Source organism: Pseudomonas oleovorans subsp. oleovorans (assembly GCF_002197815.1).
Lineage (GTDB): Bacteria > Pseudomonadota > Gammaproteobacteria > Pseudomonadales > Pseudomonadaceae > Aquipseudomonas > Aquipseudomonas oleovorans.
Map to the genome: position 1 here is coordinate 1 of NZ_NIUB01000048.1, position 21,069 is coordinate 21,069.

The 21,069-nt window shown below is 62.1% G+C and carries 23 protein-coding genes and 2 pseudogenes; 12 read left to right on the plus strand and 13 right to left on the minus strand.

Annotated features, from left to right (window positions below; all coding sequences use genetic code 11):
- Nucleotides 1-205: 205 nt before the first annotated feature.
- From PSOLE_RS20700 to PSOLE_RS20715, 4 genes are all read right to left on the minus strand, one after another.
- The gene (locus PSOLE_RS20700) at nucleotides 206-973 is read right to left on the minus strand and encodes an SDR family oxidoreductase (RefSeq protein WP_003459926.1); all 768 of its coding nucleotides are present in this window, start codon (nucleotides 971-973) and stop codon (nucleotides 206-208) included.
- 16 nt (nucleotides 974-989) lie between these two features.
- Nucleotides 990-2,057, minus strand: coding sequence for a phosphotransferase family protein (locus PSOLE_RS20705; RefSeq protein ID WP_074856038.1), 1,068 nt, complete (start codon nucleotides 2,055-2,057; stop codon nucleotides 990-992).
- 221 nt (nucleotides 2,058-2,278) lie between these two features.
- A complete protein-coding gene (locus tag PSOLE_RS20710) occupies nucleotides 2,279-2,590 on the minus strand; it encodes an SCP2 sterol-binding domain-containing protein (protein ID WP_003459932.1) in 312 nt (103 codons plus the stop codon).
- A gap of 56 nt (nucleotides 2,591-2,646) precedes the next feature.
- Nucleotides 2,647-3,348 (minus strand): histidine phosphatase family protein, encoded by a 702-nt coding sequence (locus tag PSOLE_RS20715; RefSeq protein ID WP_074856040.1) that lies wholly within the window; start codon nucleotides 3,346-3,348, stop codon nucleotides 2,647-2,649.
- A 199-nt stretch (nucleotides 3,349-3,547) separates the two neighbouring features.
- On the opposite strand from PSOLE_RS20715, the gene sohB reads away from it, so the two are divergent.
- Nucleotides 3,548-4,567 (plus strand): protease SohB, encoded by a 1,020-nt coding sequence (gene sohB, locus PSOLE_RS20720; protein ID WP_074856042.1) that lies wholly within the window; start codon nucleotides 3,548-3,550, stop codon nucleotides 4,565-4,567.
- Between the two features lie 36 nt (nucleotides 4,568-4,603).
- Nucleotides 4,604-5,593 carry a YhdH/YhfP family quinone oxidoreductase gene (locus tag PSOLE_RS20725; RefSeq protein ID WP_003459935.1) on the plus strand — a complete coding sequence of 330 codons (990 nt, stop codon included), beginning with the start codon at nucleotides 4,604-4,606 and terminating at the stop codon, nucleotides 5,591-5,593.
- A 37-nt stretch (nucleotides 5,594-5,630) separates the two neighbouring features.
- On the opposite strand, the gene PSOLE_RS20730 is transcribed toward PSOLE_RS20725, so the two are convergent.
- Nucleotides 5,631-6,008: a hotdog fold domain-containing protein gene (locus tag PSOLE_RS20730; RefSeq protein WP_307692600.1), complete on the minus strand. Its 378-nt coding sequence runs from the start codon at nucleotides 6,006-6,008 to the stop codon at nucleotides 5,631-5,633.
- Here PSOLE_RS20730 and PSOLE_RS24830 point away from each other — a divergent pair.
- Nucleotides 5,976-6,254, plus strand: a pseudogene (locus PSOLE_RS24830) (hypothetical protein); the annotation flags it as partial. The gene PSOLE_RS20730 and the pseudogene PSOLE_RS24830 sit on opposite strands and share 33 nt — an antisense overlap.
- Here PSOLE_RS24830 and PSOLE_RS20735 read toward each other — a convergent pair.
- The gene (locus PSOLE_RS20735) at nucleotides 6,211-6,978 is read right to left on the minus strand and encodes a DODA-type extradiol aromatic ring-opening family dioxygenase (protein ID WP_003459939.1); all 768 of its coding nucleotides are present in this window, start codon (nucleotides 6,976-6,978) and stop codon (nucleotides 6,211-6,213) included. The pseudogene PSOLE_RS24830 and the gene PSOLE_RS20735 overlap by 44 nt on opposite strands.
- Nucleotides 6,979-7,918: 940 nt before the next feature.
- On the opposite strand from PSOLE_RS20735, the gene PSOLE_RS24155 reads away from it, so the two are divergent.
- Both PSOLE_RS24155 and PSOLE_RS20745 read left to right on the plus strand, forming a co-directional pair.
- Nucleotides 7,919-8,260: a hypothetical protein gene (locus PSOLE_RS24155; RefSeq protein ID WP_158212590.1), complete on the plus strand. Its 342-nt coding sequence runs from the start codon at nucleotides 7,919-7,921 to the stop codon at nucleotides 8,258-8,260.
- 128 nt (nucleotides 8,261-8,388) lie between these two features.
- Nucleotides 8,389-9,045 (plus strand): thiopurine S-methyltransferase, encoded by a 657-nt coding sequence (locus tag PSOLE_RS20745; protein WP_074856044.1) that lies wholly within the window; start codon nucleotides 8,389-8,391, stop codon nucleotides 9,043-9,045.
- A gap of 58 nt (nucleotides 9,046-9,103) precedes the next feature.
- On the opposite strand, the gene htpX is transcribed toward PSOLE_RS20745, so the two are convergent.
- The 3 genes from htpX to PSOLE_RS20760 form a co-directional block, all read right to left on the minus strand.
- A complete protein-coding gene (gene htpX, locus PSOLE_RS20750; protein ID WP_074856046.1) occupies nucleotides 9,104-9,976 on the minus strand; it encodes a protease HtpX in 873 nt (290 codons plus the stop codon).
- Nucleotides 9,977-10,070: 94 nt separating this feature from the next.
- Nucleotides 10,071-10,517: a hypothetical protein gene (locus PSOLE_RS20755; RefSeq protein WP_003459949.1), complete on the minus strand. Its 447-nt coding sequence runs from the start codon at nucleotides 10,515-10,517 to the stop codon at nucleotides 10,071-10,073.
- Between the two features lie 6 nt (nucleotides 10,518-10,523).
- Entirely contained in the window at nucleotides 10,524-11,735 is a 1,212-nt protein-coding gene (locus PSOLE_RS20760) for a pyridoxal phosphate-dependent aminotransferase (RefSeq protein WP_074856047.1), read from the minus strand.
- A gap of 170 nt (nucleotides 11,736-11,905) precedes the next feature.
- Here PSOLE_RS20760 and msrB point away from each other — a divergent pair, with 170 nt between their 5' ends.
- A complete protein-coding gene (gene msrB / locus PSOLE_RS20765) occupies nucleotides 11,906-12,304 on the plus strand; it encodes a peptide-methionine (R)-S-oxide reductase MsrB (RefSeq protein WP_003459952.1) in 399 nt (132 codons plus the stop codon).
- 47 nt (nucleotides 12,305-12,351) lie between these two features.
- Here msrB and PSOLE_RS20770 read toward each other — a convergent pair whose 3' ends face one another.
- On the minus strand, nucleotides 12,352-12,531 hold the full coding sequence (locus PSOLE_RS20770; RefSeq protein WP_003459954.1) for a PA1571 family protein: 180 nt from the start codon (nucleotides 12,529-12,531) through the stop codon (nucleotides 12,352-12,354).
- A 148-nt stretch (nucleotides 12,532-12,679) separates the two neighbouring features.
- On the opposite strand from PSOLE_RS20770, the gene PSOLE_RS20775 reads away from it, so the two are divergent.
- The 3 genes from PSOLE_RS20775 (at nucleotide 12,680) to PSOLE_RS20785 (ending at nucleotide 16,317) form a co-directional block, all read left to right on the plus strand.
- On the plus strand, nucleotides 12,680-13,795 hold the full coding sequence (locus tag PSOLE_RS20775; protein ID WP_003459956.1) for an ATP-NAD kinase family protein: 1,116 nt from the start codon (nucleotides 12,680-12,682) through the stop codon (nucleotides 13,793-13,795).
- Between the two features lie 9 nt (nucleotides 13,796-13,804).
- Complete coding sequence (locus PSOLE_RS20780; RefSeq protein WP_074856050.1) at nucleotides 13,805-14,395, plus strand: DUF1287 domain-containing protein; 591 nt, start codon at nucleotides 13,805-13,807, stop codon at nucleotides 14,393-14,395.
- 137 nt (nucleotides 14,396-14,532) lie between these two features.
- Nucleotides 14,533-16,317 (plus strand): ABC transporter transmembrane domain-containing protein, encoded by a 1,785-nt coding sequence (locus PSOLE_RS20785; protein WP_074856051.1) that lies wholly within the window; start codon nucleotides 14,533-14,535, stop codon nucleotides 16,315-16,317.
- On the opposite strand, the gene rhtA is transcribed toward PSOLE_RS20785, so the two are convergent.
- The 3 genes from rhtA to PSOLE_RS20800 all read right to left on the minus strand — a co-directional run bounded on the left by rhtA (nucleotide 16,314) and on the right by PSOLE_RS20800 (nucleotide 18,651).
- The gene (rhtA, locus tag PSOLE_RS20790; RefSeq protein WP_003459960.1) at nucleotides 16,314-17,165 is read right to left on the minus strand and encodes a threonine/homoserine exporter RhtA; all 852 of its coding nucleotides are present in this window, start codon (nucleotides 17,163-17,165) and stop codon (nucleotides 16,314-16,316) included. The genes PSOLE_RS20785 and rhtA overlap by 4 nt on opposite strands.
- A gap of 517 nt (nucleotides 17,166-17,682) precedes the next feature.
- Entirely contained in the window at nucleotides 17,683-17,964 is a 282-nt protein-coding gene (ppnP, locus tag PSOLE_RS20795) for a pyrimidine/purine nucleoside phosphorylase (RefSeq protein WP_003459961.1), read from the minus strand.
- Between the two features lie 138 nt (nucleotides 17,965-18,102).
- Nucleotides 18,103-18,651, minus strand: a complete 549-nt coding sequence (locus tag PSOLE_RS20800; RefSeq protein ID WP_003459962.1) for an exonuclease domain-containing protein — start codon at nucleotides 18,649-18,651, stop codon at nucleotides 18,103-18,105.
- 268 nt (nucleotides 18,652-18,919) lie between these two features.
- Here PSOLE_RS20800 and PSOLE_RS20805 point away from each other — a divergent pair, with 268 nt between their 5' ends.
- The 3 genes and pseudogenes from PSOLE_RS20805 to PSOLE_RS20815 all read left to right on the plus strand — a co-directional run bounded on the left by PSOLE_RS20805 (nucleotide 18,920) and on the right by PSOLE_RS20815 (nucleotide 20,824).
- Complete coding sequence (locus PSOLE_RS20805; RefSeq protein ID WP_255311623.1) at nucleotides 18,920-19,834, plus strand: NAD(P)-dependent oxidoreductase; 915 nt, start codon at nucleotides 18,920-18,922, stop codon at nucleotides 19,832-19,834.
- 73 nt (nucleotides 19,835-19,907) lie between these two features.
- On the plus strand, nucleotides 19,908-20,159 hold the full coding sequence (locus tag PSOLE_RS20810; protein ID WP_003459965.1) for a YkgJ family cysteine cluster protein: 252 nt from the start codon (nucleotides 19,908-19,910) through the stop codon (nucleotides 20,157-20,159).
- Between the two features lie 66 nt (nucleotides 20,160-20,225).
- Nucleotides 20,226-20,824 (plus strand): annotated as a pseudogene (locus PSOLE_RS20815) (START domain-containing protein).
- Nucleotides 20,825-21,069 lie beyond the last annotated feature (245 nt).

The window sequence follows — 21,069 nt, forward strand, 5'->3', positions numbered from 1 at the left end:
CATTGGTGGGCTAAAGTGGAGCACCGCCCGGTCCACCCTACAAATCGACGCAGCGAATTTGTAGGAGCGGCGCCCCGCCGCGAAGCAGGCCGCGCGCAATTGAGAAACTTCGCCCCGGGGCGGGGCTCCTACGAAAGGCCACTTTGGTACCCTTAACTGACTGGCATTAATTTTCGGGTGCCTTTTTGCTGCGTGCTATCTGGCCTCAGGAGAGGAAGCCGCCGTCCACGTTCAGCGCCACGCCGGTGGTGTAGCTGGATGCTTCACTGGCCAGGTACAGCACTGCGCCGGCCATCTCGCTCGGGTCGGCCACGCGTTTGAGCGGGATGCGCTGCAGGGCATGCTTGAGGATGGCGTCGTTCTTGGTCAGTGCCGAGGCGAACTTGGTGTCGGTCAGGCCTGGCAGCAGGGCGTTGCAGCGAATGCCGAACTGCGCGCACTCCTTGGCGAACACCTTGGTCATGCTGATCACGGCGGCCTTGGTCACCGAGTAGATGCCCTGGAATTCGCCGGGGGATACGCCGTTGATCGAGGCGACGTTGATGATCGAGCCACCACCGCCTGCCTTCATCAATTTGCCGCCTTCGATGGACATGAAATAGTAGCCGCGGATATTGACGTCGACCGTCTTCTGGAAGGCGCCCAGGTCGGTATCCAGCACGTTGCAGAACTGCGGGTTGGTCGCGGCGTTGTTGACCAGGATGTCGAGGCGACCGAACTGTTCCTTGATCTGCGCGAAGACATTGGTGATCTGCTCCATCTCGCCGATATGGCAGGCGATGGCGGTGGCCTTGCCGCCCTCGGCGGTGATGGCATCGGCCACGGCCTGGCAGCCTTCGATCTTGCGGCTGGATACGATCACGTGCGCGCCTTGCTGGGCCAGCAGCTTGGCGATGGCCTCGCCGATACCGCGGCTGGCGCCGGAGACGAAGGCGATCTTGCCGTCGAGGTCGAACAGTTGGGTCTTGGACATTGTGATTACCCCAGGGTTAGAGAGTGGATTTGCCGATGACCTGCAAGCACATCTGCTCCAGCAGCTTGTTCATCTGAATGAACTGGGCGAAGCGCTTGTCCTGGGTCTGGCCGTGATAGAAGCGGTAGTAGATCTGCTGCACGATGCCGGCCAGGCGGAACAGGCCGTAGGTGTAGTAGAAGTCGAAACTGTTGATCGCGATGCCGGCTTTTTCGGCGTAATAGTCGACGAACTGCTGGCGCGTGAGCATGCCCGGCGCGTTGCTCGGCTGGCGACGCATCAGTTGCACCGGCGCAGGGTCGCTGGCTTCGATCCAGTAGGCCAGGGTGTTGCCCAGATCCATCAGTGGGTCGCCGATGGTGGTCATCTCCCAGTCGAGCACGCCGATGATCTGCATCGGGTTGTTCGGGTCGAGGATCACGTTGTCGAAGCGGTAGTCGTTATGCACGATGCCCGGCTTGTGGTGATCGGCCGGCATCTTGTCATTGAGCCAGGCCTTGACCGGTTCCCAGGTCGGCGCGTCCGGGGTCAGGGCCTTCTCGTAGCGGTCGCTCCAGCCCTTGATCTGGCGTTCGACATAACCCTCGGGCTTGCCCAGGTCGCCCAGGCCGCAGGCGTTGTAATCGACATTGTGCAACTCCACCAGCTTGTCGATGAAGCTCTTGCACAGCGCTTTGGTCTGCTCGGCGCTGAAATTCAGCTCGGCCGGCATTTCCGAGCGCAGGATGATGCCCTTGACCCGCTCCATCACATAGAACTCGGCGCCGATCACCGACTCGTCGGTGCAATGCACGTAGGCTTTCGGGCAGTAGGGGAAGCCGGCATTGAGCTGGTTGAGGATGCGGTACTCGCGGCCCATGTCATGCGCCGACTTGGCTTTGTGGCCGAACGGCGGGCGGCGCAGGACGAACTCCTGCTGCGGGTACTCGATCAGGTAGGTCAGGTTCGAAGCGCCGCCGGGGAACTGGCTGATCTTGGCTGCGCCGCTCAGGCCCGGAATATTGGCTTTCAGATAAGCGTCGATGACGCCGGCGTCGAGTTCTTCGCCGGTACGGATGCGGGTGGATTGGTCGGTGAGCGCCATGCTTATCCCTTCTGCTTATGATGGGTGCCCTAGATAATTGGCTAATCTAATGCTGCACTCAGGCTGCCACAAGCAATACGCGCCGTTATAGGCGGGCGTGTTGCACCTCGATCAAACTGCCTGATCAGTCATTTCGGTTTGTCGCCTTGGCCGCAAATCACGGGCAAAAAAAACCGGAGTGCCAGGACTCCGGTTTTCGTGCTTTGCGCTCAGCTCGCCGATCAGACCGGGAACAGTTCGCCCAGCTTCATCGCCAGCATCATGTCGCCTTCGGCGCGCAGCTTGCCAGCCATGAAAGCCTGCATGCCGTCGGTTTCGCCGCTGACGATGCCCTTGAGGGTTTCGCTGTCCATGATCAGGGTCACGTTGGCGTTCGGGTTGTCGCCTTGCTCGAGGGCGCAGGTGCCGTCTTTGACGATCAGCGCGTAGTTCTCGCCATCTTCGATGTTGAATTGGAATACCAGATCCAGGCCTGCAGCGGCGCTGGCGTTGAACTTGGACTGCATGGTTTGGGCGATGTCAGCAACACTCATGGTCTTATCCTTTTTCGGTTTTTTCGCGCAGCCTCACGGCCGCAGTGGGCTGGAGCTCATCGGTAGGTGATAAGCTCCGGCGCCTTCAGCAGCTGTAAATGCACATGGCTGTTGAAGGAAGCCAGACTCACCTCGCTGCCGCGGAATTTCAGCTGGCTGAGCGAGGTATTGACGATTTGCCAATTCAGTTCGAAGGCCTTTGCCGCCGGTACACCGGTAAGCAGGCGGAGCAGGGCGGTGATGGTGCCACCGGAGGTGAACACGGCGATATTCTGTTTGCTGGTGGCTTGTTCGAGGATGCGCCGCAGACCGCCTTCGACCTGTTCGACATAGGCCTGCCAGCTTTGCAGGCCGGGCTTGTCATGCTCCCCGGAAATCCAGCGGCCGATCAGCTTGGCGAACAGACGCTGGAACTCGGCGCGGCTCTGCGCACCGTTGCGCAGGATATGCAGGGCTTCGGGTTCTTCTTCCGGCAGCAGATCCGGCAGCAGCGTGCGAATCACCGCATCGGCGTCGAATTCGTTGAAGGCTTCGTCGATATCCAGCGCTGGCGCCCTGCTCATGTGCTGCAGGGCGGCGTTGGCAGTGTGTTGCTGGCGGCGCAGGCTGCCACTGACGCAACGATCGAGACTGATGCCGAGTTGCTCCAAGTGCTTGCCCAGCACTTCGGCCTGGCGCACGCCGACGGGAGACAGGACATCGTAGTCGTCTGCACCGAATGAGGCCTGGCCATGTCGAATCAGATAGATGCTGCCCACGTCCGTATTGGTCCCGGCACGTTGAATGTTTGGCGAGGGTATGAGGAAGCTCGGGGGCTGTCAACGAAAAAACATACGCTTGTTTGAATTGCTTGTATGTCCATTGTGCAGTGCTGCCGCGCTTGGCCGGCGAGGCGCTGCGCCGGTATGCTTGGGGCTTTGTGCGCCCAGGCGCCGCTGCATTGTCCAAGGGGGATCCGTGGAGTTTCTTAGCGAGTACGCCAGCTTTCTGGCGAAAACCCTGACCCTGGTGGTCGCCATCGTCGTGGTACTGGTGGCTGTTGCTGCCACACGCGGCAAGGGGCGGCGCGCCGGGGGGCAACTGCAGGTGCAGAAGCTCAATGATTTCTACAAGGATCTGCGTGAGCGCCTGGAGCACAGTGTGTTGTCCAAGGATCAGCTCAAGGCCACGCGCAAGGCGCAGGCCAAGGCCGCCAAGCAGGAGAAGAAAACACCGCCGAGCAAACCGCGCGTGTTCGTGCTGGATTTCGATGGTGATATCAAGGCCTCTGCGACCGACAACCTGCGCCATGAAGTGACCGCGCTGCTGTCGATGGCCAAGGCCGAGGATGAAGTGGTGCTGCGCCTGGAAAGTGGTGGTGGCATGGTGCACAGCTACGGTCTCGCGTCCTCTCAACTGGTACGCATCCGCGATGCCGGCATTCCGCTGACCGTGTGCGTGGACAAGGTGGCCGCCAGCGGCGGCTACATGATGGCCTGCATCGGCCAGAAGATTCTCAGTGCGCCTTTTGCCATCCTCGGCTCCATTGGCGTGGTGGCGCAGTTGCCTAACGTGCATCGTCTGCTGAAGAAGCACGAAATCGATTTCGAGGTGCTGACGGCCGGCGAATACAAGCGCACGCTGACCGTATTCGGTGAGAACACCGAAAAGGGCCGGGAGAAATTCCAGGAAGACCTGGAGACCACCCACGAACTGTTCAAAGGCTTCGTTGCCCGTTACCGCCCTCAGCTGGACATCGATGCCATCGCCACCGGTGAGGTCTGGCTGGGCATTGCGGCGCAAGAGCGCCTGCTGGTGGATGAACTGAAGACCAGCGACCAGTACCTGGCCGAGCGCGCCGCCGAGGCTGAGCTGTTCTATCTGCATTTCGTTCATAAAAAGAGTTTGCAGGAGCGTGTCGGGCTGGCGGCCAGCATGGCGGCAGATCGCTTCGTCCTGACCTGGCTGAGCAGACTCAATCAGCAACGTTTCTGGTAAGAGCACGCCACCGAACAACGACAAGAGGAGAAGGTGATGACTGAATTCAAGGCTTTACTGGTCAGCGAGGGTGCCGATGGCAGTTTTCGGCGCCAGGTAGTAGCCCGGCAGATCGAGGATCTGCCCGCAGGCGATCTGCTGATCCGCGTGCGCTATTCCTCGCTCAACTACAAGGATGCGCTGTCGGCCAGCGGCAATCGCGGGGTTACCAAGCAGTATCCGCATACGCCGGGCATCGACGCCGCTGGCGTGGTGGAGGCGTCCGCCGTGGCCGAGTTCGCCGTGGGCGACGAGGTGATCGTCACTGGCTACGACCTGGGCATGAACACTGCCGGTGGTTTCGGCCAGTACATCCGCGTACCGGCGGCCTGGGCGATCAAGCGCCCACAAGGCTTGCCGCTGCGCGAGGCGATGATTCTCGGCACCGCCGGCCTGACCGCCGCGCTATGCGTGGACAAGCTGGAGCAGGCCGGCGTTACTCCGGAGTCCGGCACCATGCTGGTCACCGGTGCCACGGGCGGCGTTGGCAGCATCGCCGTGGTGCTCCTCAAGCAGCTCGGTTATCGCGTAGCCGCCGCGACCGGCAAGGCCGAACAGGGCGATTTCCTGCGTGGTCTCGGTGCTGACGAGATCGTCAGCCGCGAAGAGCTGCAGCAAGGTAGTGAGCGGCCGATGCTCAAGGAATGCTGGGCGGGAGCGGTAGACACAGTGGGTGGCGACATCCTGTTCAATGTGGTCAAGTCGCTGCGCCACAGCGGCAGCGTGGCCTGTTGCGGGCTGACTGCTGGCGTCGGCTTCCAGGGCAGCGTACTGCCGTTCATCCTGCGCGGGGTCAACCTGCTTGGCGTGGATTCGGTGGAACTGCCGCTGGTGGTCAAGGCGTCGATGTGGGACAAGCTGTCGTTGCAGTGGAAGCTCGATCTCTCGGCGCTGTGCCAGGAAGTCGGTCTGGAAGAGCTGCCGGCGGCCATCGAACGGATACTGGCTGGCGGCATGGTCGGTCGCGTGCTGGTGCGACTCGATTGAGTGGAACAGAGGCCCGTCGATGACGGGCCTCTGCATTTCAGGCCTGGCTGACGCACATGGTGATTTCGGCGCGGAACACCGGCTTGTCACCGACGTAGGCCATCACCGGCACCTTGATGTCGCCGGTCTGATCCCAATCCACCGCGCTGCCAGCGGCAACCGTGCGGATGTCTCCGTCGGCCTTGGCCAGGTATTCCACCGTCATCCCTTTGGGAATCCAGCGGCAACCGTTAGGAATGGAGGCGTCGGTCATGCTGCCGGCGGCAAGTTCGGCAGCATTGCACAGGGCGATGGCATGCACCCTACCGATATGATTCAGCACTTCACGATGTTTGGCGAAGCGGACCTCGGCATAGCCGGGGCGCAGCTCGACCATCGGCGGGGCGATGCACTGCGCGAAGCCAATCGCCAGCATTTCGCACAGATTCTCACGGCGCTCGCCGAGTACCGTCGGCAGGGACTGTTCAAGGCGCTGCCTGATGACTGTTTCGCCTCGGTGGTGATCGGCCCGACGCATGACCTGGCGCGCAACTGGCTGGCTGGCCGCACCCAGAACGAGCTGGGCGAGTGCCGCGAGCTACTGGCGCAGATCGCCTGGGATAGCGTGAAAAAAGTGGCTAACCGAAGCGATAGATATCCATCCCCAGGGCGCCGTAGGTGAAACCGCTGTGCTCAATCGTGAAGGTACCGCCAGCACCACGTGCGAAGAACAGCGGTAGCAGATGTTCTTCGGTAGGGTGATTGCGTACGGCATTCGGCGCCAGCAGTCGGTAATGGTGCAAGGCCTCTTCGTCGTTCGCTTCGAGCTTTTCCACCACCCAGTCGCGAAACGCCTTGGCCCAGGGTGTGATGACGTCCGGGCCGGCACGCCAGTTCAGCTCGCCCAGGTTATGGGTGATGCTGCCGGAGCCAATTAGCAGGATGCCTTGTGCACGCAGGCTGGCCAGAGCACGGCCCACGCGGGTCTGCAACTCGGGGCCGAGGCGGCTGGGTAGCGATAGCTGCAGAACAGGGATGTCGGCTTGCGGATACATCAGCGACAGTGGCACCCAAGCACCATGGTCGAAGGGGCGTTGCGCATCGAGCTGTGCGGACAGACCCACGTCGTTCAGTTGCTGGGCGATCTGCTCGGCCAGCTTCGGTGCGCCGGGGGCCGGATACTGCACCGCATACAGCTCGGCTGGAAAGCCGCCGAAGTCGTGCCAGGTCTGCGGGTGTTCGCCCGCCGTCAGCAGCAGGCGCTGGCTTTCCCAGTGCGCCGACACCACCACTATGGCGTTGGGTCTGGGTATATCGGCGGCCAGTTTGGCCAGCGCCGGGCCGCTGGCACCGGGCTCCAGGGCCAACATGGGGGAACCATGGGAAATGAACAGGCTGGGCAGCATGACGACCTCCAGAAATGTGCTCACATTTTCTCCGAGGTCTTCATCGATTAATAATGATGTTTTTCCGCGGTATCAATCGACTGGTTAGATGTTTAGCGCAGGTTGGCGCCAAACGCGGTCTCGATATTGATGCCCAGGCTGAGCACGCCGAGAAACTGCCCATCCCGTGGGTCGTGAATAGGCGCAGAAACCTTGCTCTGAAAGCTCTGGGTCGAACCATCGTACTCGATATCGCCGATATGGATCTGGCCAGGCGCATGGCTTGTCGAAAGTCATCTTCGTCAGCTTGCCAATAATCGCTGGTGACCATCGCTGATGGCGACTAATTGGCCGGAGTGGTCGCTGAGTGCGGAAGATCTTATTGAGCAGGAGGTGATGTTGACGCGCTATGTTGGTCATCAGGCGTGATGGTGGCGTCTGCTGCAGGCGACGGATCAGTGGCTTTTCCTCAAGCAGGAGCTCACGCAGCCATTGCCGGTCCAGTTCGTTAATGCGCTCCATGCTCGTATTGCGCGTGGCTACCTGGCGAAGGGCGTTCAACAGTTCGTCATGCTAGGGTCTGTTGCCGTTTCGCGCGCGGCTCGCGTCGAAACGGCAACAGACCCTAGGCCCAGCGCTTCAGATGCTGGGCGGTCAACTGGCGCAGATAATGGGCTTCGGCTTCAGTCAGCGCGCTACCTTCGGGGGGCACAGTGTTCGACCTGACGATTGAAGGCGCTGAGGAAACCAGGGTGGTGCTGCAGGAAATCGTGAGAGAAATAGACGCCCAGTGGTGAGTAGCGTACGAAGCGTCGCTGCAGAGCCTGTTGGGGTGGCTGCTCAGAGAGGGCGCTACGCATGGCATTGTCATCGGCCAGGAAAAGATCGATGCGCCCACGTTGCAGCAATTCGATCAATTGCTCCAGGCACAGTACCTTCTGTGCTACGGCGATGCCACGACATGCTGTTGCTTCCCAGCACGCTGCCGATGCGCAGCTCGCGGTCCCAAATCGGCTTGTTGAGGATCAGCGGATCCTGGGCGTACCAGTATCTCCATCAGAAGCGGGGCGGACAGATGCGCGTAGCCATCGACCTGGCTGTCTGGTGCCGAGCTGAAGAAACCATCGGCGATGCGTCTACTGACATTCTGCCGGGCTCGACTCAGCGATGTGAGCTGGATCTGATAAGGCCGCTGCAATCGATTGAAGATGCATTCGAGTACAGTTACCGAGCTACCGCTAAGTTCGCCGTCTACCACCAGTTGGTAAGGATCCTCGAGGCTGGTGTCGAGGCGCACGGTTGAGTTGTCTTGGTCATTGGCCTGCGCCAAGGTCGAGACAGCCAGTAACAGGCAGGGCAGCAGATGGCGTGCTGGCATCGAGTCATTTAGCGTATGGGTTGTTATTTCCAGTTTAGGTGAGGGGAGTGGATATGCACGCGACATTCTGGCAGGAGCGCTGGGCGCGCGATCAGATCGGTTTTCATCAGCAAAAGGTCAACGGCTACCTGCGTCGTCACTGGTCCGCGCTCGGGCTGGCGAAAGGTGCGGCGGTGCTGGTGCCGCTGTGTGGCAAGAGTCTCGACCTGGTCTGGTTGGCGGAGCAGGGGCATGCCGTGATCGGAGTGGAGCTGGCCGAGCGCGCGGTGCAGGATTTCTTCGTTGAGCGTGATATGCAGCCACAGGTGTCGCAGCACGGGGCGTTCAAGGTCTACCAGGCGGGCGCGCTGCGGATTTTGTGCGGCGACTTTTTCGCCTTGAGTCGTGACGACGTTGCCGGGTGCCGGGCTTTCTATGACCGCGCTGCGCTGATCGCCCTGCCGCCGGAAATGCGCGAGCGCTACGCCGCCCACCTGCAGGCGATATTGCCGGATAACTGCCAGGGCCTGCTGGTGACCCTGGTGTACGACCAGCAGCGGATGGATGGCCCGCCATTCTCGGTCGAAGACGCTGAGGTGATGCAGCATTTCGCGGCCAGTTGGGCGCTGCGCATGGTCGAGGAAAAGGACGTGCTGGCCGGTAATCCGCGTTTCAGCGATAGCGGTCTCGCTGCAGTGGATGAGAGAGTCTTTCATCTGACGCGCCGCTAGCGGCAGCCCCAATGAAAAGGCGACCCGAAGGTCGCCTTTTTTGTCCGTGACGGATGGATCAGCCGCGGCGGCGCAGCGCCTCGATACGATCTTCCAGCGGCGGGTGGCTCATCAGCAGACCGGCCAGGCCGTTCTTCAGGCCGCCATTAATGCCGAAGGCAGTGAGGCTGTCGGGCATCTGCACCGGCACGCCTTGTTCGGCGCGCAGACGCTGCAGCGCGGCGATCATGGCGCCGGTACCGGCCAGGCGAGCACCGGCTTCGTCGGCCTTGTACTCGCGCTTGCGCGAGAACCACATGACGATGATGCTGGCCAGGATGCCCAGTACCAGCTCGGCGAAGATGGTCGCGACGAAGTAGCCGATGCCATGGCCGTCTTCGTTCTTGAGGATCACCTTGTCGACGAAGTTGCCGAAAATGCGCGCGAAGAACATGACGAAGGTGTTCACCACACCCTGGATCAGTGCCAGGGTGACCATGTCGCCATTGGCAACGTGGCCGATCTCGTGAGCCAGTACCGCACGCACTTCATCAGGGGAGAAACGCTCGAGCAGACCCTGGCTGACCGCGACCAGTGCGTCGTTCTTGTTCCAGCCGGTGGCGAAGGCATTGGCCTCGTAGGCCGGGAAGATGCCGACTTCAGGCATCTTGACCCCGGCTTGGCGCGACAGCTCCTCGACGGTCTGCAGCAGCCACTGTTCGTGACGGGTGCGTGGCTGGGTGATGATCTGTGTGCCGGTGCTCATCTTCGCCATCCACTTGGAGATGAACAGCGACACCAGCGAGCCGGCAAAACCGAACACGGCGCAGAAAATCAGTAGGCTGCCATAGTTCTGGCCGGTGAAACGGTCGACCCCCAGCAGTTTGAGGGTGATGCTGGCGATAACCAGAACCGCCAGGTTGGTGGCCAGGAACAACATAATGCGCATCATGGTGTGAACGGACTCCTCACGGGGAAAGACGTACGAGTAATGCCGGCTATATAAGGGCGCCCCCCCGGGGCTTTCAACCAGCGACTATTTCAAACTATGTCTCTTGACCTTGTAGCGTACTCTCGAACAGCAGGCGAGTCAGGCGGGCGGTGCGCTCGCCGTGCTGCTGGGCCAGGGCCTCGCGCAGCTGAAATGCCAATGTGGCATGTACGCGGCGCACGCTTGGCGGCAGCACTTCACCCTCGCGCAAAGCGTGGGGAATGGCGCGTGACAGGCGCAGAAAACCTTTCTCGCTCAGCACCGCCTGATCCAGCGCGTCGTAAGCGATGGTCGACTCGAAACGCAGATAGCCTTCCTCGGCCAGCCACAGTAGCGCGCCGAGGCAGGCCTGGTGACGCTTGCTGGGCAGGCCGAATTCGTCCGGCTCCTCGCGCCCGATCAGGTCTTCCACGTACAGCGCCATCTTGCGCGGGAAGGCCTGATAGAGCATGAGCAGGCCGCTGGCGGCGTCCTTGTAGAAATCGTCGATCTGCAGGTCCATGTCGGCTTACTGGCTGTAACCTTTGAGGAAGTTGCCGATACGACCGATGGCCTGCTCCAGGTCGTCGACGCGGGGCAGGGTGACCACACGGAAATGATCCGGCCACGGCCAGTTGAAGGCGGTGCCCTGGACGATCAGCAGTTTTTCCGACAGCAGCAGATCGAGGACGAACTTTTCGTCGTTGTGGATCGGGCAGACCTTGGGGTCGATCCTGGGGAAGGCATACAGCGCGCCCATGGGTTTGACGCAGCTGACCCCGGGAATGTCGTTGAGCAGTTCCCAGGCGCGGTTGCGCTGCTCCAGCAGGCGGCCGTTGGGCAGCACCAGATCGTTGATGCTCTGGTAGCCGCCGAGCGCGGTCTGGATTGCATGCTGGCTCGGCACGTTGGCGCACAGGCGCATGTTGGCCAGGATATCCAGGCCTTCGATATAGCTCTGCGCCCGGTGCTTGGGCCCGGAGATGGCCACCCAGCCGGAGCGGAAACCGGCCACGCGGTAGCTCTTGGACAGGCCGTTGAAGGTCAGGCAGAGCACGTCCGGTGCCAGCGAGGCGGTGCTGATGTGCACGGCCTCGTCGTAGAGGATCTTGTCGTAGATCTCGTCGGAGAAGATCACCAGGTTGTGCTGGCGCGCCAGCTCGACGATGTCCTGCAGCACTTCGCGCGAGTACACCGCGCCGGTGGGGTTGTTCGGGTTGATCAGCACCAGGGCCTTGGTGTTCGGCGTGATCTTGGCACGCATGTCGGCGATATCCGGGAACCAGCCGGCCTGTTCATCGCACAGGTAATGCACCGGCTTGCCGCCGGAGAGGGCCACGGCAGCCGTCCACAGCGGGTAATCCGGCGCCGGGATCAGCACCTCGTCACCGTTGTTGAGCAGCGCCTGCATGGCCATCACGATCAGCTCGGACACCCCGTTGCCGAGGTAGATGTCCTCGATACCGACGCCTTCGACCTGCTTCTGCTGGTAATACTGCATCACCGCCTTGCGCGCGCTGAACAGGCCCTTGGAGTCGCTGTAGCCCTGGGCAGTGGGCAGGTTGCGGATGACGTCCTGGAGGATTTCTTCCGGTGCCTCGAAACCGAACGGCGCCGGGTTGCCGATGTTCAGCTTGAGGATGCGGTGGCCTTCCTCCTCCAGACGCTTGGCGTGCTTGAGCACCGGCCCGCGAATGTCGTAGCAGACGTTGGCGAGCTTGTTCGATTTGCTGACCTGCATGTGAGAAATCCCATTCGGTGGATGACCCGCTGAATCACGCTGCAAAAGTATCCTCTGGCGGAACCTTGGCAGCCCGCAGGGCGGGTGACAGACTGGGCACGAATCATACGTTGCAGCCTGACCCTGGCAAAGCTGTCGGTCGGGCTTTTTTACGAGGAGGGAAGCAGTCCGTGGATAAAGTCGAGAAATCCCTGGATGCCTGGCGTGAAGTGTTGTCGCCGGAACAGTTCCACGTCTGCCGCCTGGGCGGCACCGAAAGGCCTTTTACCGGGCAATATCACGACAGCAAGGTGGCGGGCGTCTATCACTGTGTCTGTTGTGGCGAGGCGCTGTTCGACTCCGCCGCCAAGTACGATTCCGGTTGCGGCTGGCCCAGCTATTTTCAGCCGCTCAGTGCGACGGTGATCCGTGAGCTGGATGACTTCAGCCATGGCATGCAGCGTATCGAGGTCAGATGCGCCAAATGCGATGCGCACCTGGGCCACGTCTTTCCTGATGGGCCGCGTCCGACCGGTTTGCGTTACTGCATCAACTCGGTGTCGCTGAAGTTCGCGCCGCGCGAGCCATGATGGATGAACGATGGACTGCCACGAGCGGGCAGCCCGGCTGAGTTTTTTCAGCGTTTCTGTGGACGGTTCTGCTGGCTTTGTTCCAGAAGCTGGCAGGCCTGCTGGATCATCGCTTCGGTGATCGGCACTTCGCGCCCCTGAGCGTCGATGATGAAGCCACCGATCGGCGTTGGGCGGGCGTGGTTGTTCAGGTGTTGCGGCTGATTGGCAGTGTTGTGCAAGCTCATGGCCTGTCTCCTCATCGATTCTGCGCGCAGTCTAGTGGTGCCGGATGAAGGTGCGGTGACAGTGAAGGTGTACGGAAAACCGTCACGCCGGCAACGCAGAGCAGGTACAAGCAGGCTGCATGCCAGTCTGCCGGTAATTGAGGAAGGCATGTCGCGTTTTCATATAGGTCTGATCATCAACCCTCTGGCCGGGCTGGGTGGCCCGGCTGCACTCAAGGGCAGCGACGGCGTGGCCGAGCAGGCCCTGGCACTCGGCGTTGAACCGAAGGCTGCGCAGCGTACGCGCACGGCGCTGGAGCAACTGTTGGCGCTGCGTGAGCGCATTGAGTTCGTCACCTATCCCGGTGCCATGGGCGGCGATTTGTTGGCGCAGATGGGCTTTGAGCATCGTCTGCTGGGACAGTTGGGCGACGAGCCCAGCACGGCCGACGACACCCGTCGTGCTGTGCAACACCTGCAGGACGCCGGTGCGGCACTGATTCTATTTGCCGGTGGCGATGGCACTGCGCGTGATGTATGTGCCGTGATCAGGGACGGGCAGCCGGTGCTGGGCATTCCGGCGGGGGTGAAGATCCAGTCCGGGGTGTACGCCATTAGCCCGCGAGCGGCCGGTGAGCTGACGGCGCGCCTGGTCGAAGGCGGTTTGGTTCGTCTGGCCAGCGGCGAGGTGCGTGACATCGACGAGAATGCCCTGCGTGAGGGGCGCGTTACCGCGCGCTGGTACGGCGAGTTGTGCGTGCCGCAGGAGGGCGGTTACGTGCAGGCGGTCAAGCAGGGCGGCGTGGAGTCCGAAGAGCTGGTGCTGGCTGATCTGGCTGCCTGGCTGGAGGCTGAATGGGAGCCCGGTGTGCGTTATGTATTTGGCCCCGGTTCGACCTTGCATGGCCTGGCGCAGAATCTCGGGCTGGACACCACCTTGCTGGGCGTCGATGTGATCGAGGACGGCCAGGTGATCGCCCGTGACGTCAACGAGGCCGAGCTGTTCGCCCTGGTCGAGGCGCATCCGACCTACTTGCTGGTCACCGCCATCGGGGGGCAGGGTCATGTCATCGGGCGTGGCAACCAGCAGATCAGCCCCCGTGTGCTGCGTGCGGTCGGCCTGGAGCGCCTGCGTGTGGTGGCGACCAAGCGCAAGCTGGCGACACTGAATGGCCGGCCGCTGCTGGTCGACAGCGGCGACGTGACGCTGGACGACGCCTTTCCCGATGCCATACGGGTCTGGGCCGGTTACAGGGAAGAGTTGCTGTACCCTCTGGCGCGATAGGAGAGCGAGATGCGCGGGCTGATTCTGCTGTTGCTCTGGTCACTGGCGCTGGCCGCACAGGCCATCGAAGCTGAAAAGCTGGTGCGCGATGCACGCCAGCAGATCGGTGTGACGCTGAGCTATGACCCGGCCTACCGCCAGTTGAGCTATCCCGGTGGTGATGTGCCGATGGCCACAGGGGTCTGCACCGACGTGGTGATCCGCGCACTGCGCCAGCAGGGGCTGGACTTGCAGGAAGCGGTGCACCGCGACATGCGCGGCAGCTTCTCCGTCTATCCGAAGAACTGGGGGCTGAATCGCCCGGACAGCAATATTGACCACCGCCGTGTGCCCAACCTGATGACCTGGTTCAAGCGTCAGGGCTGGTCGCTGCCGCTTAGCCAGGCGGCTTCGGCGTATCGGCCGGGCGATATCGTCACCTGGGATCTGGGCCGTGGTCTCACGCATATCGGTATCGTCAGCGATCATCGGGCGGCAACGGGTGTGCCGCTGATTCTGCACAACATCGGCCGTGGTACGCAGGAGGAGGACATCCTCTTCAGCTATCGCATTACCGGCCATTATCGTCCGCCAGCAGAGCTGGCGAAGACGGGCTCATAAGCCGTCGCGGTCGCCTGCCTCGGCAATGGACGCAGCCGCTTGAGGTTGCGCGCCGCCGCCCCCAACTGCTGACTCAGACATTCAACTTCCTGCCGCCAGCGGCTGCGACACCTTCGGCCGCTGACCTGAGACCTGCCATGATTTCGATGCTCTCTTCCCGTCAGCGCGGTGCCATACGCCTGGCCTGGTGCTTCGTCGCCCCGTATCGCGGCCGGGTACTGGGCGCGCTGCTGGCGCTGATGTTCACGGCAGCCATCACCCTGTCCATGGGCCAGGGCATCAAGCTGCTGGTGGATCAGGGGCTGGCCACGCAGTCGCCGGCCGCGCTGCGGCAGTCCCTGCTGCTGTTCTTCGTGCTGGTATTGGCGCTGGCCTTCGGCACCTACACGCGCTTCTACCTGGTGTCATGGATCGGCGAGCGGGTGGTCGCGGATATCCGCCGGCGGGTGTTCGATCACCTGATTGAGTTGCATCCTGGCTTCTACGAGAGCAATCGCAGCTCGGAAATCCAGTCGCGGCTGACCGCCGATACCGCGCTACTGCAATCGGTGATTGGCTCGTCGCTGTCGATGGCGCTGCGCAACCTGATCATGTTGATCGGTGGCAGCGTGCTACTGGTGGTCACCAACCCCAAGCTCAGCGGTATCGTTCTGTTGGCTCTACCCTTGGTGGTAGCGCCTATCCTGCTGTTCGGCCGCCGTGTGCGTGCGCTGTCGCGGCAGAGCCAGGACCGCGTGGCCGATGTCGGCAGTTATGTCGGCGAAGTGCTGGGGCAGATCAAGACGGTACAGGCTTACAACCATCAGGATGAGGACAAGCGCCGCTTTGGCGAGTCTGCCGAAGCGGCTTTCGATGTGGCGCGCAAGCGCATCGCCCAGCGTTCCTGGCTGATCACCGTAGTGATCGTGCTGGTGCTCGGCGCTGTCGGGGTGATGCTCTGGGTCGGCGGCATGGATGTGATCGCCGGGCGCATCTCCGGCGGTGAGCTGGCGGCTTTCGTGTTCTACAGCCTGATCGTTGGCTCGTCCTTCGGCACGCTGAGCGAGGTGATCGGTGAATTGCAGCGTGCCGCAGGCGCCGCCGAGCGCATCGGCGAGCTGTTACGTGCCAGCAACGCCATCGTGGCGCCGGAGCAGCCGCAGCATCTGTCGCAGCCGGTACAGGGGCGCATCGAGCTGCAGCGTGTGCGATTCGCCTATCCGTCGCGTTTGGACAGCTACGCCATCGATGGCATCGATCTGCAGGTAGCGGCAGGCGAGACGCTGGCACTGGTAGGACCGTCCGGGGCTGGCAAATCGACGCTGTTCGATCTGCTGCTGCGCTTCTTCGATCCGCAGGGCGGGCGCATCCTCATCGATGGCGTGCCGATCGATCAGCTCGATCCGCGCGAGTTGCGCGAGTTGCGCGAGTTGCGCGAGTTGCGTGCCAGTTTCGCCCTGGTGTCGCAGAATCCTGCGCTGTTCTTCGGCTCGGTGGAGGACAACATTCGCTATGGTCGCCTGGATGCCAGCCAGGCCGAGGTGGAGGCGGCCGCGCGGGCGGCGCATGCCCATGAGTTCATTCAGCGCCTACCGCAGGGTTACCAGACTCATTTGGGGGAGGCCGGGCTCGGGCTTTCCGGTGGCCAGCGTCAGCGCCTGGCGATTGCCCGTGCCTTGCTCGCCGATGCGCCGATCCTGCTGCTCGATGAGGCCACCAGCGCCCTGGATGCCGAGAGCGAGCACCTGATCCAGCAGGCGCTGCCGTCACTAATGGCCGGGCGCACCACCTTGGTGATCGCTCATCGCCTGGCCACGGTGAAGCAGGCGGATCGCATTGCGGTGATCGAACAGGGCCGTTTGGCTGCGATCGGCAGTCATGCCGAGCTGATCGAGAGTAGTCCGCTCTATGCGCGTTTGGCCGAGTTGCAGTTCGGCAACTAGCTCTTGGGTTTGATGGTGGCGGCTGCCCCGGCAGAGGCGATAATGATCGCACCGACGGCCAGCCACTGGCCCCAGAGCAGCTTCTCGCCGAGAAAGGCCAGACCGCACATTGCCGCGACTGCCGGCTCTAGGCTCATCAGCACGCTGAAGGTGCGTGCGGGCAGGCGCGTCAAGGCGACCATCTCCAGGCTGTAGGGCAGGGCCGAAGACAGTACCGCGACACCCAGGGCGATGGGTAGCAGGTCCGCGCTCAGCAGGTCCGTGCCGGCATGCCAGATGCCAATGGGCAGGACCAGCAAGGCGGCGACCCAGGTGCCCAGGGCGACGGTGTGGCGGCCATGCTGGGCGCCGGCTTTCTGGCCGAAGATGATGTACAGCGACCAGCACACCCCCGCGCCGAGGGCCAGAGCTGCGCCGAGTGGGTCTATGGCGCTTTGCGTGGCGCCGGTTGGCAGCAGCATCCACAGGCCGGCGATGGCCAGAATCACCCAGACGAAGTCCAGCAGGCGGCGCGAGGAAAACAGCGCCAGAGCCAGCGGCCCGGTGAATTCCAGCGCCACGGCGATGCCCAGCGGGATGCTCTGCAGGGACATGTAGAACATCAGATTCATGCCGCCCAGCGCCAGGCCGTAGGCGAGCAGGGCATGGCACTTGCGCAAATCCAGTTTGGCCCGCCAGGGCTGCATCACCAGCGACAGAATGATCGCGCCGAGCACCAGGCGCAGGGCTGTGGTGCCTTCGGCGCCGACCAGCGGGAACAGGTTCTTGGCCAGCGACGCGCCGCTCTGGATCGAGACCATGGCCACCAGCAACAAGGCAATGGGGGCGAGAAGTGCACTGCGTGACATGGGCTATGTCCTGGTGGTGATCATCAAAGAAAAAACCGGCCGCTGGGGCCGGTTCTTCGTGGCGCGTAGTGGCTGCCAGACCGTTGAGAAAAACGTAGGCGAGGCAGGCAAGACAATACCGATGGCGGCCCCGCAAAAACGACCGAAAAACGGTCGGAGTCGCGCTCGACTTTACGAGCTGTAAATGAGCATTTTGACTGGGCTCGCACGCGAGGTCGCTTTTAAACGCAGGTAGTTTCTCAACGGGCTGTTAGGGTCTGTTGCCGTTTCGCGCACGGCCGCGACGGAGCCAGTTTTTGCGTGGGGCTAGGCGTGAGACGCGAAGTTTGGTCGCCCAAATGAACCGTCGAGTAACGACGTACCACGCAAAAACTGGCCCGTCCCTTCGGGTTGCGCGGCAAATTGCGCCATGCGTCGTTGCGGGATTTGGCAAGGGAACGACCATTACCTGCATCCCGCGCCTCGCGTGGCGCAATTTGGCGCAGCAACGCGGCTCGTGTCGAAACGGCAACAGACCCTAGCGATATTCGCAGAGATAGGCGGTGTCTACGGCCACCTTGAGCTGGAACTTGCTGTTGGCCTCGACGGTGAACTTGCTGCCGGCTTCGAAGGTGTTCCAGCTGTCGCTGCCCGGCAGTTTGACGGTCAGGGCGCCGGCGACGACATGCATGACTTCCAGTTGGCTGGTGCCGAATTCGTATTCGCCCGGGGCCATTACGCCGATGGTGGCAGGGCCTTCAGCCATTGTGAAACCGATGGATTTGACGGTGCCGTCGAAGTATTCGTTGACCTTGAACATCTGCGATTCCTCGGAAGGGGTTGAAAAAATTGCTGGAAGCCATGTTTAACGTCGTGTGACGACGGCCAGAAGGGTGACCGCCATGCATGGCAGGCCATAAAAGGGCCGCCAGTATGCCCAAGCGCCTTTTCTTCGTCATCAGTCTTTGAGGGGCAATACCAGTGGCAGCAGGCGGGCGGTGTTACGCGCATCTTCGAGGGCGCGGTGCTGTTGCCCTTGAAACTGCATGCCAGCCAGTTGCAATGCACTGTGCAGGCCAACCGGCCGCTGCAGTTGGCGCGCCTTGGCGAAAGCCTGTTTGAGGTTAAGGTGCGGCACCTGGGCCAGCAGGCTGTGCAACTGATGTTGACGCCATTCCTGCTCCAGCTGGCGGCGATCGTAATCACCCCAACTGCTCCAGCCGACCAGGCGTGGTGCATGCTGCGTCAGCCAGCGCTCGAACTGAGCCCAGACCTGGGACAGGGTAGCGGCGCTGTCGATCTCGGCCTGGGTGATATGAGTGAGTTCGCGGCAGAAGTCGGTCAAGCACGGGCGGCGCTGTGGTTTGACGATGCGCTGAAAGTGATCCCGTTCATGGCCGTCCACACCAACCAGGCTGGCACCGATCTCGATGATTTCCATTTCCTCCATCGCCCAGCCGCCCTCATCAGTGGTGGCCTCCAGGTCGATGACTAGCCAATGCCCCATGGGCGCTCCTTAGAACCTGTCTGCGATCTGTTGCGCTTCGGCCTCGCTGCATGGAAAAGGCTCCTGGCATCAGGGCCAAGGCTCCAAGCTCAAGCATCCGTTCTGAATCGAATCGCAGGCAGTATGGAAGGCCTTTTCGGCCAGGGCAAACGTCGTTGACGCGTGCGTGGCGCAGCGACGGTTTCTGATGTTCTTCTCCTGTGGCAGAAGGTGGCGCGTAGCGTCGGATGAGGGGCGGCGTGCTGCAAAGGCTTTGATGATTCGCGCCATGCCCGTTAGGCTCTGGCGCCTATATCTGCAGGAGGTTGCTATGGCAAAGGTCACGTTTCTCGGTTTGGGCGTCATGGGGTATCCGATGGCCGGGCATCTGGCACGCAAAGGGCATCAGGTGACGGTCTATAACCGCTCGCCGGGCAAAGCCGAGCAATGGATGGGTGAATATGCCGGCAGCTCTGCGCCGACCCCGCGTGAGGCGGTGGCGGGCGCCGAACTGGTGATGTGTTGCGTCGGTAACGATGACGACCTGCGCAGCGTGATTCTGGGCGAGCAGGGCGCGTTCGCCGGTATGGCGCCGGGCGCCATTCTGGTCGATCACACCACCGCCTCGGCCGATGTGGCGCGTGAGCTGGCGGCTGTTGCGGCCGAGCATGGCCTGGGTTTTCTCGATGCGCCGGTATCCGGTGGTCAGGCCGGTGCGATCAATGGTGTGCTGACCGTGATGGTCGGTGGCGAGGCCGAAACCTATGCGCTTGCCGAGCCGGTCATCCAGAGTTACGCGCGGATGATGCGCCTGATGGGTCCGGCCGGCAGCGGCCAGTTGAGCAAGATGGTCAATCAGATCTGCATCGCCGGTCTGGTTCAGGGTTTGGCAGAGGCGCTCAACTTCGCTCAGTGCGCGGGGCTGGATGGCCATGCGGTGGTCGATGTGATCAGCAAGGGCGCAGCGCAGTCCTGGCAGATGGAAAATCGCTACAAGACCATGCTGGCCGGCGAGTTCGACTTCGGTTTCGCGGTCGACTGGATGCGCAAGGATCTGTCGATTCTGCTCGACGAGTCGCGTCGCAACGGTGCTCAACTGCCTGTGACGGCGCTGGTCGATCAGTTCTACGCCGACGTTCAGGCCATGGGCGGTGGGCGCTGGGATACCTCCAGCCTGCTGGCTCGCCTGCAGCGTAACCGCTGATCGCCAAAGGCCTCGACGGCATGCGCGGAGCTCATTAGGATCGCCGCCGTTCGCTTCCAGTCGAGGTCGTTTCATGGAGTGTCGTGCCGGTTGCGGTGCCTGCTGCATCGCGCCTTCCATCAGCTCACCGATTCCGGGCATGCCTGACGGCAAGCCCGCTGGCGTGCGCTGTATCCATCTCAATGCCGAGTTTCTCTGCGCCATCTTCGGTCGCCCGGAGAGGCCCGCAGTGTGCGGTGGGTTCAAGGCGGAAGAGCAGCTGTGCGCGGATGATCGCGAGAGCGCCATTCGTATGTTGGGTTGGCTGGAGCAGGCGACTGTCTGACGATGTGAACCGCTCACGGCCCGTGCGGGTCGAAACGCAAACAGTTCCACCGGGAGTTGCTCGAAGATGATGCGTTATTCCGTTCTGGCCATGCTGTTGTGCGTGACCGCTGTCCAGGTTGCCGAGAGGCAGTGGCAGCTGGAGCGCGAAGAAGACGGTGTGAGCGTTTACCAGGCTGATGTGCCTGTATCCAAGTACAAGGCCTATCGCGGTGTGGTGGCGATCAACGCTGACCTGGCCGGGATACAGGCGGCGCAGGAGGATGTCGCGGGGTCCTGCTCCTGAATCTTCAGCTGCCAGCAGCAGCGACTGCTCGAGACCTAGGGTAATGTGAGCGAGCTGTACACCCGTTTCGAGACGCCCTGGCCGGTGAAGGCGCGTGATTCGGTGATCCATGTGACCACGCGCACTGATGCTGACGGCGCTGTCAAGCGCCTGCTCAAGGCGGTGCCGCAGTGATTGCCGGAGGATAAGGATTTCGTGCGGGTGTAACGTGTCGACGGCGAGTGGCATCTCAAACCGCGGACCAGGACAGGGTGGAGGTGACCTACGAGGTGCACACTGAACCGGGCGGCAGTGTGCCCTCCTGGCTGGCCAACAGTTTCGTCGTCGATGCGCCGCTGCAGACGCTGCAGGGTTTGCGAGCGAAGGTGGAAGGGCGCTGAGCGAGATACTCGCCAGGCAATAAAAAGGCTGCCAGATGGGCTAATGCCGATCAGATAAGGTTTTTTGCTCTTGCAGGGTGGACTTCAGCCCACCAACGGCGGCCGGCGTGGGCTGAAGCCCACCCTACAAGTCGAACCGACTGGCAACAGTTAAATTCCTTCCTATACGATTGCAGCGCCCGTAAACCAAGTGCCTAGGCGCTTAACTGACTGACATTAGCCAGATGGGCAGCCTTTTTCGTCTC

Bases quoted from the DNA above. Each gene is read 5' to 3' on its own strand.
- PSOLE_RS20700 (WP_003459926.1), bottom strand. From the start codon at position 973: ATGTCCAAGACCCAACTGTTCGACCTCGACGGCAAGATCGCCTTCGTC.
- PSOLE_RS20705 (WP_074856038.1), bottom strand. From the start codon at position 2,057: ATGGCGCTCACCGACCAATCCACCCGCATCCGTACCGGCGAAGAACTC.
- PSOLE_RS20710 (WP_003459932.1), bottom strand. From the start codon at position 2,590: ATGAGTGTTGCTGACATCGCCCAAACCATGCAGTCCAAGTTCAACGCC.
- PSOLE_RS20725 (WP_003459935.1), top strand. From the start codon at position 4,604: ATGACTGAATTCAAGGCTTTACTGGTCAGCGAGGGTGCCGATGGCAGT.
- PSOLE_RS20730 (WP_307692600.1), bottom strand. From the start codon at position 6,008: ATGCTGGCGATTGGCTTCGCGCAGTGCATCGCCCCGCCGATGGTCGAG.
- PSOLE_RS20735 (WP_003459939.1), bottom strand. From the start codon at position 6,978: ATGCTGCCCAGCCTGTTCATTTCCCATGGTTCCCCCATGTTGGCCCTG.
- PSOLE_RS24155 (WP_158212590.1), top strand. From the start codon at position 7,919: ATGCTGTTGCTTCCCAGCACGCTGCCGATGCGCAGCTCGCGGTCCCAA.
- PSOLE_RS20745 (WP_074856044.1), top strand. From the start codon at position 8,389: ATGCACGCGACATTCTGGCAGGAGCGCTGGGCGCGCGATCAGATCGGT.
- htpX (WP_074856046.1), bottom strand. From the start codon at position 9,976: ATGATGCGCATTATGTTGTTCCTGGCCACCAACCTGGCGGTTCTGGTT.
- PSOLE_RS20755 (WP_003459949.1), bottom strand. From the start codon at position 10,517: ATGGACCTGCAGATCGACGATTTCTACAAGGACGCCGCCAGCGGCCTG.
- PSOLE_RS20760 (WP_074856047.1), bottom strand. From the start codon at position 11,735: ATGCAGGTCAGCAAATCGAACAAGCTCGCCAACGTCTGCTACGACATT.
- PSOLE_RS20770 (WP_003459954.1), bottom strand. From the start codon at position 12,531: ATGAGCTTGCACAACACTGCCAATCAGCCGCAACACCTGAACAACCAC.
- PSOLE_RS20775 (WP_003459956.1), top strand. From the start codon at position 12,680: ATGTCGCGTTTTCATATAGGTCTGATCATCAACCCTCTGGCCGGGCTG.
- PSOLE_RS20780 (WP_074856050.1), top strand. From the start codon at position 13,805: ATGCGCGGGCTGATTCTGCTGTTGCTCTGGTCACTGGCGCTGGCCGCA.
- PSOLE_RS20785 (WP_074856051.1), top strand. From the start codon at position 14,533: ATGATTTCGATGCTCTCTTCCCGTCAGCGCGGTGCCATACGCCTGGCC.
- rhtA (WP_003459960.1), bottom strand. From the start codon at position 17,165: ATGTCACGCAGTGCACTTCTCGCCCCCATTGCCTTGTTGCTGGTGGCC.
- ppnP (WP_003459961.1), bottom strand. From the start codon at position 17,964: ATGTTCAAGGTCAACGAATACTTCGACGGCACCGTCAAATCCATCGGT.
- PSOLE_RS20800 (WP_003459962.1), bottom strand. From the start codon at position 18,651: ATGGGGCATTGGCTAGTCATCGACCTGGAGGCCACCACTGATGAGGGC.
- PSOLE_RS20805 (WP_255311623.1), top strand. From the start codon at position 18,920: ATGCCCGTTAGGCTCTGGCGCCTATATCTGCAGGAGGTTGCTATGGCA.
- PSOLE_RS20810 (WP_003459965.1), top strand. From the start codon at position 19,908: ATGGAGTGTCGTGCCGGTTGCGGTGCCTGCTGCATCGCGCCTTCCATC.